Raw genomic sequence first — 13,575 nt, forward strand, 5'->3', positions numbered from 1 at the left:
TTGGGATTTGATAAGCGTTTCAGTTTTGGTAACTGTAATTTATACAACACTAACCATTTCCATTTGGCATTAGGGAATATCACAGTGTTTGTTGGTATCAACTCAAAAATCTGGGTTAAATAAATTACTTAATCGCTTAACTTCAGCTACTCAGTCGTCATTGAAACCTAAATAAATTCAGATGAAGTTACGATGTGTGACAAAAGTAACATATTCTAGCATCAGGATTTCTGACAGAAATCTGGAAAATCAAAGATTCTACAAAGGCGATCGCATGACTAACGGCGTAATAATGCAGTATTACCATTGGTACATCTCCAATGATGGTACGTTATGGGACAAGCTGGATAAAACAGCTAATGAGCTAGCTGATGCAGGCTTCACTGCTTTATGGCTGCCGCCAGCTTATAAGGGCAGTGGTGGAACATGGGATGTTGGATACGCAGTCTACGATTTGTTCGATTTGGGTGAGTTCGATCAAAAAAATACTGTTCGGACAAAATATGGAACACGCGAGCAATACTTAAGGGCTATTAAAACGGCACAGGATGCAGGTATTCAAATCTATGCCGATGTGGTTTTCAACCACAAAGATGGTGGGGATGAAATAGAACGGATCTCAGCTCAAGAAATGGATTGGAATGACCGTAACCGTCCAGTCAGTGATTGGTACGAAATTGGAGCTTATACAAAGTTCAATTTTTCTGGTCGTGGAGATAAATATTCTAGTATGAAATGGTATTGGTGGTGCTTTGATTCATTATCATACAATGTAGATACCAAAAAGGCAGACAAACTCTATCGCCTTAAAGATAAACATTTTGAGACGGAAGTTAGCCACGAACACGGCAACTACGATTATTTAATGGCTAACGACCTGGATACAGGTAACGATCTCGTGCGCGGTGAGTTGATGTATTGGGGGCGTTGGTTTGTTGATACCACAGGTGTAAATGGCTTTCGCATTGACGCTGTTAAACATATTCGCTCTACTTTTTTCCGTGATTGGTTAAATCATCTGCGAGTTCATTTTGGTGGGCGGGAACTGTTTAGCGTTGGCGAGTACTGGTCTCAAGATATCGATGCCTTACACGGTTATATTACTTCCAGTGATGGGCGTTTATCGTTATTTGATGTGCCTCTACATTTCAAGTTTCACCAAGCAAGTCGCCAGGGTAGTAGTTTCGATCTGCGATCGATTTTTGATAGAACTCTAGCTAAAGAACAACCTGCCCTAGCTGTTACCTTTGTTGAAAACCATGATACCCAACCTTGTCAATCTCTAGAGTCGCCTGTTGAACCTTGGTTTAAGCCCTTAGCCTATGCACTAATCTTACTGCGTCGCGAAGGCTATCCTTGCGTTTTTTATGCAGATTATTACGGGGCACAATATCAAGATAATGGACGCGATAATACCCTTTACTCTCACCGTTTTTTAATTGACAAGTTCTTAAAGGCGCGGAGAGAATACGGTTTTGGCGACCAGCATGATTACTTTGACCATCCCAATACTATCGGTTGGACGCGCTTAGGTAATAGTAATCATCCAGGTGCAATGGCTGTAGTGCTGACCAATGGCTCACCAGGGAACAAGTGGATGAATATGTTCCGACCCAATCAGGAATTTTACGATGCCACGGGACATATAAACGATATCATTCACACCAATAACGACGGATGGGGAAATTTTCCATGTCCTGGTGGTTCAATATCGGTCTGGCTGCAAAAATAGTTTGAATAGAAAACTAAGGTTAAAGAGGTAGATAGTAAGGAGTTTTTTCACTATCTACCTCTTTGACAATAGACCTCTTGGCATTTGTGCTTTTTGCACTCTTGGGGAAAAGGGTAAAGGTTAAAGGGGAAAGGACTTTTGCAGTACCTTTTTCCCCTTCCCCTCGCCCCTTATCCCCTTCTTGGGACCCCACTTTCCCCTTATCCCCAGAGGGGGCCCCCCCTTCCCCTTTTCCCGACAAATGCCAAGAAGTCTAATATAGAAATGGAACAAAATTTTCAACAGAATTACGGAATTGCGATCGCATCGCTTGAACAGGGTAAGAGCATCTCAATCAGGCTTGACGCAAGGAATCGGAAGAACCTAATATATTGTCAATCAAACAACAACTAAGAACCTGAATCATATAGTTATTATCCATAGCAGTGCGTTTCATTTTTTGACGAAGACTACGTTTGTAAGTTTGTTCAAGGTTAAGGGCATTGAGAGCAAAGCGTCTTAAAAGCGCAAAATTCTGGGGACTATGAAAAGAACGAATGCGACAAGCATCCTCAGCAAAAGTACAGTCGAGAGTCCAATGAGCCTCGTTTTCAATGCCCCAGTGTTTTCGGATAGCCCGACCGATAAGTTGAGCATCACTGTTTAAAGAGGTGAGATAAAACTGAACTTCACGGGTAGTTTCGTTCCAAAGATGACGCACACGAACTACCATCACTAGGGTTTTCAATCCTGCCCATAATTTGGGTTGATAAAGCTCGCCAATAGCAGCAACAGGTACAGTCCAAACTTCACGAATTTCTCGGCGATGATGTGCTTTCTCAATTCGTTTGTCATAACTGACATCAACGCCTCGGAAATTATTGGCTTTCTCAGTTTCAAACCATTGTTGTACTTGAGAGTGGAGAGTGGGATGATTAGCTTTAAGTGCTAGGACATAATCAGCTTTTTTAGCGACAATCTGTTTGGCAATTTCAGTTTGTGTCCCCATTGCATCAATGGTGATGATAGCACCTGTGATATCTAGTAACTCTAATAATGCGGGAATCGCCGTAATTTCATTAGATTTATCTTCTACTTTTACCTGTGCCAACACTAAACGTTGTTCACTTGCCCAGGCACTTATGACGTGGAGTGCGCTTTGACCCTGATTTCGGTCATAAGAACCTCTAATGGTCTTTCCATCTATGGGGATAATCTCTCCCCCCATCGAACCAACCAGGGTTTCCACCCATTGCAGAAAACATTGATTTAATACTTCTGGGTCGATGAATTCAAATACTCGACGAAAGGTGTCATCCGATGGAATACCGTTTGGTAATGCCAAAAACTCTTCTAACCACTGTTGCTTGCTGATGCCATAATTCTCAATATCTTCCCACCCTTGCGCTCCAGCGATGATGGCTAAAATCGCAATTACTAAAATATCTGTGAGTTGATGTTTTTTGGTTCGATCTACTCTTGGGTCTTTGATATCCCCAAAATGCTCCATTAAACTCTGTTGAATACTGCCGATGTCTGCTATTTCTTTTGACTTTCGCTGACTACGTGCGTTTTGAAGTTCATCCGCAGATTTTGTTTCAAAGCCCTGTGACATCAACTTGGCTCCTGAAGATTTTGGGACAACAGTATTAAAGTCTTCTCATTGATCTTGTTCTTAAGTCAAGTGCATTTTTTCCGCCTTTGTTTATGCTTATCTTACTTAATTTGTCAAGCTCACCCTATACCAAATTAGATGAGCTTACCCTGATCGCTTGAAGTCATAATCATCAGAACACAAACTGACTGCGTTCGCTGAATTTTTTGCTTGTTCAACTCCAAGCAAGAAATCTTAAAACAGCCAAATAATTAAAGCTATTAAGGAGATAAATGAACATGAGCGAGAATAATAATCCACAACCCAAAACAAAAAAACAACCTCCTAATACTATAGGAAGACCACCTAAGACTGAATTTATTAACTCCGATCAACAGCCCACAAGATCAGAATTATCAGATAAATAATTTTTTTACTCCAATATTTTATTTATAGCTCAATACGCTTGGCTTAAGGGTTATTGATGTAGATAATTGGTCTTTGAAGACGCGATAAATCGCGTCTCTACATGAAGGTTTTGTTGCTCATCCTGAACTGTATTGATTTATAACTATAAGACAAATTCTAGTGTAGGAGACAATAAAAAACTAGTAGAACTTACGCATTGACAGAAAATTGGTATTATGCAATCTGGATCAACTTCTGTGATAGGTGTTCTAAAATAAAGTCACGGGCTACTTGAAGAGATAAATTTCTTTGGAGTTCGTACCAATTTTCTATTAACTCTTCTGCTCGCATTAATTCTAGCTGTGTAAAAGCTCGAATTGCGCTAAAAAAATGAGTTCTGATGGCCTCAGTTGTCCTCACCATAAATTTACCAACACCACAAACTTGTTTAATAGCTCTGTGGTAACACTCAATACCCCAATGTATTGAGTGTAATTCTTTGAAGTCTGCTCTAGAAATTGATAAAAGTGCATCTTTTTCAGGAATATACATAATGTAATATCTGTAAGCTTCGTTTTTGAAACTTCTGCGAAATACCTTTACCTGACCAAAGTTTTTTAGATACACTACTAAACCAACTTCTGGAATTTCTAAGTTTTGGACTTGAGTATAATTTTTCCCATCGACTGAACATGAACGATTTTTAGCTACTCCTGTTAAAAACCTTAATTCCTTGTCTTTAAAGAACTTGAGGTTTTTCTGACTGGAGTACCAACTATCAGTAGTCACTGTTTTTGGACTAAGACCCCAATCCAAAACCTCAGCAATCATTTCTTGCAAATAATCATTTTTAGTCTTTCCATCCTGTTTGTTATAAATGCGATAATTTACTGGCACAGACTTAAAAGATACATCCGTGTAATACAAGGTAATTAATTGAATTCCTTTAACGGCACGATGGTGTCTACCTGAGTAATAGTAACCAATTAATTCCGTTATTTTTGGATTGCTATGAGGCTTATCAATTACTGTATCGTCACCACTTAAAGTACCTCCAATTAAGTTGATGTGTGGTTTGATTTCTTCAAATAAATCCTTGGGTTCGTACTGCTCACGCAGCAAAAATCTATTGACGCTATCATGAGACAAATTTTTCATTATCTGCGCCAAACGTTGGCAACCTGAATACTTTGATTCTGCTAGCAAGAACAAAGTGTAAGTGTTGAGGTCACACTTGGCAGTGGATGGTTTTGTAATTGCTCTGATTGTCCGAACCCTAAACACAAACAGGTAAATTATCTGTTTTTCATGCCTCTATTAACTAGCGATCGCTGGTATTTTTCTACATTTTCGTTATACACTTTTTGTTCCACTTGTCAATGCGTAAGTTCTAACTAGAAGTCTGACAAAAATATTCACTTGCTGCTAGATTTTGGGAACCATTGGTTCCCATTTTTTTTCATCTCTAATCCCATTTCTGATTGATTTATTGCTTTGATAAGGGTAGACAAATGGTAAAACAAGTTCTACCTGAGCGCGATTCAAATGAAAGCGTACCGTGATGGCGATTTTCTACAATTCGGCGAACGGTTTCTAAACCAAGTCCTGAACCATGTCCTACTGATTTGGTAGTGAAGAAAGGTTCAAAAATACGGGTTTTAATTTCAGGTGGAATTCCACTGCCAGAATCAATGATGTCAATATGGGCATAGCGATCGCAATGGTGTGTTGTAATTTCTAGCAATCCCTTACCATCCATTGCATCGATGGCGTTGTCAATTAAGTTCGTCCACACTTGATTCAGTTCGCTGCCATAGGCAAAGATTTTTGGAAGACTTCGATCGTAATTGCGTTGCACTTGGACACCGCACTTGAGTTTATGAGCAAACAATCGCAAGGTATCTTCCAAACCTTGATGTATATCTACTTCTTGCTGAGTGCCTTGATCGAGGTAAGAATAAGACTTCATCGCTTGCACTAGTTCGGAAATCCTCTCAGATCCTCGCAAACCATGTTTAATCATCGACATGACTTCAAAGGAAAGCGCTAGCCAGTGCAATCCCAATTCTCGCAATTCTGTGTTGTCGTTGCGCCAACGTTTCATGAGTTGCTCTAGGGTTTCAACTTCAACACCACCTTCTGCTAAAGGTTCTGCCAATTTCCAGGCTTGGTTTACACCATAGTCTTCTAACCATTCCAGCAATATCTCTTCGCGATCGCTTAGTGTCACCGGATCTACACGATTATTCAAAATCGCATCATAGCCAAGATCGCGTACTCTCAACCAGTGTTGAGTATGGGCTTCCTCAACATTGCGTTGCCCATAAACTAAGTTCATTCGTTGTAACTCTAAGATGGCGGCTGGCATTTCTTTTAAAGTCCGAACCAAGGCTGCGGCTGGGTTGTTGAGTTCATGAGCAAGACCGGCGGCAAGAGTCCCTAAAGCTGCCATCTTTTCCCGCCCACGAATGAAAGACTCTAGCCCCCGGACACGACGTTGCATAATTCGGAAGACCATCCGCTCAAAATCACGACATTCATGCAGCAGTTTGCGGAAGTCTTCTCCCTTCATTTCATAGATGTGGCAATTAGAAAATGCCCGCATTGTCACAGGTGCAGGTTCATCTGTGAGTACTGGAATTTCACCAAAAAAGGATGGGGCTTCGTGTTGCCCAATGGGAATTTCCACTCCTTCACTGCGGCGGGTCATGTTGATTTTACCTTTGACTAAGATAAATAAGCGACATACAGGGTCTCCCTCATGGGACAACACATCTCCGGGGGAAAGTTCAACTGTTTGAGCGCGATCGCAAACCCACTGCAATCGCTCTTTGGGAAGTTGTTGAAATGGGTCTAAGTTGATTAATTCCTCAACACATAACATCGATTAACCTCCTTGAGGGGGCGGGGGGGCAGGGGGGCAGGGGGCAGGGAGCAGGTGGTCACTGAGCGTAGTCGAAGTGGAGCAGGGGGTAGGGGGCAGGTGGTCACTGAGCGTAGTCGAAGTGGAGCAGGGGGCAGGGAGCAGGGATAAGAAAGTAGGGTTATACAGCTGTGTTTCCCTATGGAGAATTTTGGCTTAAATAGTTGAAGAAGGCTTTGTCTCAGTTTATCAGAATGCGCAAAAAACCCGATCCGTATATATGGTGGAGATGGATAGCGGTTCGATCGCTCAAAATTTATTAAACCCAGCAGAACGACGATAAAGTAACCAGATAAACACGGGTGAACCCAGCAAGGCAGTGACGGAACCTACTGGTAGTTCTACTGCTCCTAGTCTAGAGAGTAAATCTGCAAAAGTGAGTAACCATGCACCTGCAAGGGCGGAAAGTGGTAAAACAAAGCGATTATCTGTACCAACAATCAGGCGGACACCGTGAGGGACAACTAGACCGACAAATCCAACCAAGCCACTGATGCTGACTGCACCTGCGGCTAATAGAGTGGCGACACCACCGATTAACAGGCGCGATATCGCGTCAACGAAAGCCCTAAACTCACAGCTAAATCATCTCCCAAAGCCAGGATGTTTAGCGATCGCGCTAGCAAGCATCCCCCAATCAATGCAACGATGATATAAGGGCCAGTTGTAGCAATTTCTTGCCAACCCCGTCCATTAAGACTACCAACCAGAAAACTGAGCGCAACTTGAATTTGCCCATCTTCAGCTAAAAGCAGCAATGTACTTTGTACAGCACCAAATAAAGAACTCACCGCTACTCCGCCTAAAATCAACCGCTCAACAGAAATTCCCGACCCCGAACGACCGAGTAAAATGACGATCGCGGCAGTTAAAATTGCTCCTATCCATGCTGCTAAAGGAATTGCGATCGGGAATATGTGGCACACAATCATCAGAATTACAAGTAGTCCCGCACCCGCTGAAATGCCCAAAATAAATGGATCGGCGAGACTATTGCGTAACATTCCTTGCAGCAGTGCCCCTGACATTCCCAAAGCTGCGCCGACAATAATCGCAGCAGTAATGCGCGGGAGACGTAAATCCCAGAGAATTGTCTGTTTAACCGGATCGCCTTTGTGGAGAATGGCTTGCCAAAATTCCGACATATTTAAAGGTACTGCTCCTTGAGAAAGCGACAGCGCTAGCGTTACCACCAGTGCTGTACCAAAAAGTAAGACAGCCCAAAATACGCGGTGTTCAGTCAAAATTTTCTGAAATGGTCTAGTCAAATTTAGATATGTATTTTTTTTTAATATAATCCGTCCCAAACAAAGCTGCATTTAAAGATAGCTTCTCGATGAGAGAGCAGGAATCTAAAAATTTGACCCTCAGAAGCTCAATGTTGACCCTCAGAAGCTCAATGTTGACCTTCAGAAGCTCAATGTTGACCCTCAGAAGCTCAATGTTGACCTTCAGAAGCTCAATGTTGACCCTCAGAAGCTCAATGTTGACCCTCAGAAGCTCAATGTTGACCCTCAGAAGCTCAATGTTGACCCTCAGAAGCTCAATGTTGACCCTCAGAAGCTCAATGTTGACCCTCAGAAGCTCAATGTTGACCCTCAGAAGCTCAATGTTGACCTTCAGAAGCTCAATTTTTAACGTGAGTTCACAGACCTCTCCCTCCCAGTCTCCCTCTCCCAAGGGGAGCTGCGGTGTACACACAAGTCTGAAATAGCTGATGAACCAAGGTTTTACCCCACCCTAACCCTCCCCTTTACAAGGGGAGGGAACAAGATTTCTTGTTTCCCCCCAATACATCGGGGGGATTAAGGGGGGTAATTTGACTTATGTATACACCGTAGCTCCCCTTGGGAGAGAGGAGCTGGGGGAGAGGTCAAAATAGCACTCGTCAAACTCACGAAATTTTTAAGTTTTAATATCATGTCCGCCTAATTAGTTATAATTCCCGCATCTGTGCAAAAACCAGGAAACCCTCTTTCCCCCTGCCCCCTGCCCCCTGCCCCCTGCTCCCCTGCCCCTCAGCCCCCTGCCCCCTGCCCCCTGCTCCCTGCTCCCCTGCCCCCTGCCCCCTGCCCCCTGCTCCCTGCTCCCCTGCCCCTACGTTAGTTCCAGTCCACCTTGATAGCCAGTGACAATGCGTCCACCATCCTTGAGGATGTGGATTTCGATCTGGTCGCTAGCCCAAGTAATTTGGTCTTGGAAAGCCGGGTTCAACACCCGAACCCGTTGATTGCTAGAAGAAACTGGAGAATTGGGAGAATTAACTGCTAGAGATTGTACAAAAGGCCCGTCAATCAAAATATCGAGTTGTTCTAACAATGCTTGGGAACCTGGCGGTGCAGATTGAGACTGTAGCTGCTTAAGAGTGAAGCCAGAAAAAGACATGACATTTAAACCAGCAGCTTTTACCTTCTGGGCTAAAGATGCCAGTGCAGCTGCTTGCCAAAATGGTTCTCCACCAGAGAATGTTACACCCGTGTTGTGGGGATTGCTGAGAATATTTTCCGCAAGAGCATCAACAGCAATTAATTGGTTAGCCTCAAAAGACCAGGAGTTAGTATTAAAGCAGCCAGGACATTCACGCAGACAACCTTGTACCCAAACGACTGCACGACAACCAGGGCCATTAACTTCTGACCGATCGACGTAACCCATAATATTGAGATAGCCTGGGGGAATTTCTATGAGTGCTAGCGATGGGTCAGTTGGCTTAATTTCCATCTCTTTAACTCCTTTTAGCCGTTAACTGTTAAATATAGCTAATCTCCAGTTAGATAACCGTGACAATAGTTATATAACTGGAGATTTAATTGATGATTAATTTCTCAAAAACTTTTGGTGCTTTGGAAAAGTCTGCTTTAACTTACTAGACTGAATCTTGTAAGATTTTTGTCAAATCTATTACACAATTGCTACAAACATAATGATGAAAATTTTCTCATCAAAGTTTCATAAAAGACTCATGTAACCTTAGGAAGCTACTTAAGTTAGTATGGCATCGATTCACTGAATAACTTAGGGACATTTAACCATGAGACTGATGGTATATTCCCACGATGGCTTCGGTCTCGGTAATATTCGCAGAATGCTGGCAATCTGCACTCACTTACTTGATTCGATTCCAGAGCTTTCTATTTTAGTTGTTTCTGGTTCGCCGATGCTGCACAGCTTTCGGATTCCGAAAAGACTCGATTATATTAAATTACCCTGCTTAAATCGGGATGCATTAGGTGAAATCTCTGTCAAGTATCTGGATGCAGAAATTAATGAAACAGTGAAATTACGCTCAGAGTTAATTTTATCTGCGATCGCTAATTTTAAACCTGATATATTTCTAGTAGATAAAAAGCCTTATGGTATCCGTAATGAATTAAAAGCGGCTATCGAATATCTCAAAATAAAGTTGCCGGAAACTTCCCTAATTCTCCTGCTGCGCGACATTTTAGATCATCCAGATGTGACAATCCCAGAATGGCAAAAACATAATTACTACGAAGCAATAGAAAAATTTTACGATTGCGTGCTTGTTGTTGGTAATCCTGAAGTTTTCGACATTTGCCAAGAATATCAACTACCGTCAATGGTTGCCCAAAAGGTACAGTTTTGTGGCTATATACGCAAACAACTAGGGCGTAAAAGTCCAAATATCATCCGTAGTGAGTTGCGATTAAATCCAGAAGAACAACTCATTTTAGTTACGCCGGGTGGTGGCGAAGATGGTTACAGCTTAATTGACACATATTTAGCGAGTTTGGTATTGTTGCCAGCGTCCCATAAATTACGAAGTTTAATTATATGTGGCCCAGAAATGCCCCTAGAACACCAAGCTGCACTGAAACTAAAAGCTGCTGTATATCCCCAAGTGCAGATAGACGAATTTACCGATGATTTAATGAGTTACATCACCGCCGCAGATGCCGTAGTCGCAATGGGTGGCTACAACACAATTTGCGAGATTCTTTCAGTGGGTAAGCCAGCAGTAGTAGTACCCAGAATTAAGCCATCACGAGAACAGTGCATTCGTGCAGAAAATTTGGCAAATTTGGGGATTTTAGCAGCGATTCATCCTAATTATCTGACTCCAGATATATTACTGCGATCGCTGTTACAACAACTCCAAACTCCGCAGATTTCCCAACCGAAAATTAATCTTAATGGGTTGCCCAAAATTAGCCAATACATCTCTACCTTACTAGCAAAAAAAAAGAGCGCGATTCCATTTTGCTACAACCCAGTTGTCCAATTACCGAAATTAGCAATGATTGCCAAAATTGTTTAAGTAAAAAGTAAGAAAATTATTTTTTTATCTTTCATTTGCCTGATTCCAACCATCCAAAATCACAGAGGTAAAATTGTTATGAAACGTATTATGTTTTACTGCCAACATATTTTAGGTATGGGGCATCTGGTTCGCAGCCGCGAAATTGTGCGAGGCTTAACTAAAGACTTCCAAGTTTGTTTTATTAATGGTGGTGAAATAATTCAAGGATTTGAAATTCCTGCTGGTGTGGAAGTTATCAATCTGCCTGCAATTAAAACTGACCCAGAATTTTCTGAACTACAAGTAGTAGATGATGCTTTTAGCCTTGATGAAGCCAAAGAAATTAGAAAAAATCGACTTCTAAAAATCTTTCAGCAATTCCAGCCTGATATTTTGATTGTTGAGTTATTTCCTTTTGGGAGAAGACGTTTTTATTTTGAATTAATTCCATTATTAAAATTGGCAAAATCAAATAAAGGGTCAACTAAAATAGTTTCTAGTTTGCGAGACATTGTAGTTGTTAAACCTGAAAAACAAGTAAAACATGAAGAAAAAGTATGTAATTTAATCAACAAATATTTCGATATACTGTTGGTTCACAGCGACCCAGAATTAGTCCCACTAGAAGCAACATTTTCGAGAGTCAATGACCTCAAATGTCAATTATATTACACCGGATATGTAGTGCAAGAGCCACCAAAAAACCCTATTTTAACTGATGAAGACCGGGAAATTATTAAATCAGACAAACCCCTGATTCTAGCCAGTGTAGGAGGTGGTAGATTTGGTCATGAGTTGCTTGAACGTGTAGTGAATACAGCCCCTTTCTTAGAGAAAGTATTGCCACATAATATTCAGGTTTTTACCGGGCCATTCATCCCAAATTCCAAATTTAAGGAACTGCAAGAAATGGCAAAATTTAGTAAAAACATCTATATTCGACGCTATACTCCTTACTTACTAAATTACATGAAAAAAGCAGACCTTTCGATCAATATGTCTGGCTATAACACCACAATGAATATTTTAACTACAGGTGTACGAGCGATGATTCTTCCATTCACAGGCAATCAGGATAGAGAACAAACAATTAGAGCCGAAAAGTTAAGCAATTTAGGAGTTGTCAAATTTCTCAATCATAATTATTTACAACCTGATTACCTGGCAATTAATATTATTAATTACCTCAAAGAGCAGCCTAATAAAATTAGCTTTGATTTTGGAGGAGTTGAAAAAACTGCAAACATATTAAAAGCTTTAGTATTCAAGCAAAAAATTGCCTAGTTTGAGAAAGTGAGTAGAGTATATTGATTTTTTCCAAAATACAAAAAATAATAATCGATCGAATCGCAGAAAATCCAATCATGGATCAAACAAAAATTTGTATTACTACGCTTGAATATCCACCCGATTTCGGCGGGGTAGGTGAATCAGTGCATCGAATTACAAAGATGCTAATTGACAGAGGCTATGAAGTTCACATTGCAGTGTTTCGCTCGAAACAACGGCTAGTTTCTGATGGAAGTCACAGACGAGCAAGTTGCATCTCAACGCTTCAAGATGGTGTGTTTGTGCATCGCATTAAGTCAGCCGTTCGTACTCAAACAACAGAAATTCAAGACTTTTTTAGCGACGTTTATTTTCAACTCAAATGTCTGCATCAAAAACATAATTTTGACTTATTTCACGCCTTTTTTCTGAATGAAACAGGTTATGTAACGACGCTTTTAGCAAAAGAAAATGATCTTCCAATAATCAATAGTGTTCGCGGTAGCGACTTGCACAAACATATTTTTAATCCTAAAAATCATGCTCAGATAGCATGGATTTTAGAGAGTTCTGATTGGGTGACATTTGTCAGCCGTGACTTGCTCAAAAGAGCTAGTGTTATTACTCCAAGTGTAAAGTTAAAATCATCCGCTTTCTGGAATTCCATTGCACCTATCGACTTTGAACAATTCCCCACCCCATCTTTAGTTAAAGAATTGCCAGGTATTGTTATCGGTTCATCGGGTAGATTCCGAGATAAGAAGGGAATTGAATTTCTCCTCGATGCCTGCGCCGATTTGGGTAAAGAGTTAGATTTAACACTCTTACTGATAGGTGATTTTGTTGAAAAAGAAGGAAAGTATTGGCAGGAACAAATACAACAAAGTGAAATTGGCCATCGCCTCCATATTACTGGAATTACCAGCCGACAAGAAGCTTTAGCTTATTTACCACATCTAGATATTTTTGCAATTCCTTCACTGCATGATGGTTGTCCGAATACCCTCTTAGAAGCAATGTTGGCGAGTCGAGCAATAATTGGCACTCGTGTAGATGCGATCGCAGAAATCATAGAAGATGGTGTAGACGGTTTACTTATCAACCCCGGCAGTACAGAGGAATTAATTGCTGCAATCCGATATTTGGCAACACAACCAGAACTGCGACAAAAGTTGGGTGCATCAGCTAAGACAAAAGTAACTCAACAGCTTGCCCCATCAGTAGAATATCAAAACTGGATGAATGTTTACCAACGAGTCTTAGGAATATCTGATGCAGGTTTGTTAGGCGAAATATATCTCGTATAGAAAACGTCAGAATTCAGTTCTTCTGAACTCAGGATTGGTGAATAGTTAAAAAATCAGCAGAGCATTTGATGAATAAATATATCAATCACTCTAGATTCCTGA

The 13,575-nt window shown here is 41.1% G+C and carries 9 protein-coding genes and 1 pseudogene; 4 read left to right on the forward strand and 6 right to left on the reverse strand.

Annotated elements, in window-relative coordinates; genetic code table 11:
- Positions 1–274 precede the first annotated feature (274 nt).
- Entirely contained in the window at positions 275–1,732 is a 1,458-nt protein-coding gene (locus ACR5KR_RS02035; RefSeq protein WP_445632199.1) for an alpha-amylase, read from the forward strand.
- Between the two features lie 334 nt (positions 1,733–2,066).
- Here ACR5KR_RS02035 and ACR5KR_RS02040 read toward each other — a convergent pair whose 3' ends face one another.
- From ACR5KR_RS02040 to ACR5KR_RS02065, 6 genes and pseudogenes are all read right to left on the reverse strand, one after another.
- Positions 2,067–3,326 carry an ISAs1 family transposase gene (locus ACR5KR_RS02040; protein WP_448265261.1) on the reverse strand — a complete coding sequence of 420 codons (1,260 nt, stop codon included), beginning with the start codon at positions 3,324–3,326 and terminating at the stop codon, positions 2,067–2,069.
- A gap of 621 nt (positions 3,327–3,947) precedes the next feature.
- Positions 3,948–4,979 carry an IS701 family transposase gene (locus ACR5KR_RS02045; RefSeq protein WP_448270056.1) on the reverse strand — a complete coding sequence of 344 codons (1,032 nt, stop codon included), beginning with the start codon at positions 4,977–4,979 and terminating at the stop codon, positions 3,948–3,950.
- A gap of 220 nt (positions 4,980–5,199) precedes the next feature.
- Complete coding sequence (locus ACR5KR_RS02050) at positions 5,200–6,597, reverse strand: ATP-binding protein (RefSeq protein ID WP_448265262.1); 1,398 nt, start codon at positions 6,595–6,597, stop codon at positions 5,200–5,202.
- Positions 6,598–6,885: 288 nt separating this feature from the next.
- Positions 6,886–7,955: pseudogene (locus tag ACR5KR_RS02055) on the reverse strand (FecCD family ABC transporter permease).
- On the reverse strand, positions 7,897–8,337 hold the full coding sequence (locus ACR5KR_RS02060; RefSeq protein ID WP_448265264.1) for a hypothetical protein: 441 nt from the start codon (positions 8,335–8,337) through the stop codon (positions 7,897–7,899). Before ACR5KR_RS02060 ends, ACR5KR_RS02055 begins: the two are co-directional and overlap by 59 nt.
- 396 nt (positions 8,338–8,733) lie before the next feature.
- The gene (locus ACR5KR_RS02065) at positions 8,734–9,357 is read right to left on the reverse strand and encodes a 4Fe-4S single cluster domain-containing protein (RefSeq protein ID WP_445627990.1); all 624 of its coding nucleotides are present in this window, start codon (positions 9,355–9,357) and stop codon (positions 8,734–8,736) included.
- 310 nt (positions 9,358–9,667) lie between these two features.
- Here ACR5KR_RS02065 and ACR5KR_RS02070 point away from each other — a divergent pair, with 310 nt between their 5' ends.
- From ACR5KR_RS02070 to ACR5KR_RS02080, 3 genes are all read left to right on the forward strand, one after another.
- Positions 9,668–10,915, forward strand: coding sequence for a glycosyltransferase family protein (locus ACR5KR_RS02070; protein WP_448265266.1), 1,248 nt, complete (start codon positions 9,668–9,670; stop codon positions 10,913–10,915).
- 78 nt (positions 10,916–10,993) lie between these two features.
- Positions 10,994–12,181: a glycosyltransferase family protein gene (locus ACR5KR_RS02075; RefSeq protein WP_445627988.1), complete on the forward strand. Its 1,188-nt coding sequence runs from the start codon at positions 10,994–10,996 to the stop codon at positions 12,179–12,181.
- An 80-nt stretch (positions 12,182–12,261) separates the two neighbouring features.
- Positions 12,262–13,473 (forward strand): glycosyltransferase, encoded by a 1,212-nt coding sequence (locus ACR5KR_RS02080; RefSeq protein WP_448265268.1) that lies wholly within the window; start codon positions 12,262–12,264, stop codon positions 13,471–13,473.
- Positions 13,474–13,575 lie beyond the last annotated feature (102 nt).

It is taken from the genome of Nostoc sp. DSM 114159 (assembly GCF_053470285.1).

Bases quoted from the DNA above. Each gene is read 5' to 3' on its own strand.
- ACR5KR_RS02040 (WP_448265261.1), bottom strand. From the start codon at position 3,326: ATGTCACAGGGCTTTGAAACAAAATCTGCGGATGAACTTCAAAACGCA.
- ACR5KR_RS02050 (WP_448265262.1), bottom strand. From the start codon at position 6,597: ATGTTATGTGTTGAGGAATTAATCAACTTAGACCCATTTCAACAACTT.
- ACR5KR_RS02070 (WP_448265266.1), top strand. From the start codon at position 9,668: ATGAGACTGATGGTATATTCCCACGATGGCTTCGGTCTCGGTAATATT.
- ACR5KR_RS02035 (WP_445632199.1), top strand. From the start codon at position 275: ATGACTAACGGCGTAATAATGCAGTATTACCATTGGTACATCTCCAAT.
- ACR5KR_RS02065 (WP_445627990.1), bottom strand. From the start codon at position 9,357: ATGGAAATTAAGCCAACTGACCCATCGCTAGCACTCATAGAAATTCCC.
- ACR5KR_RS02080 (WP_448265268.1), top strand. From the start codon at position 12,262: ATGGATCAAACAAAAATTTGTATTACTACGCTTGAATATCCACCCGAT.
- ACR5KR_RS02075 (WP_445627988.1), top strand. From the start codon at position 10,994: ATGAAACGTATTATGTTTTACTGCCAACATATTTTAGGTATGGGGCAT.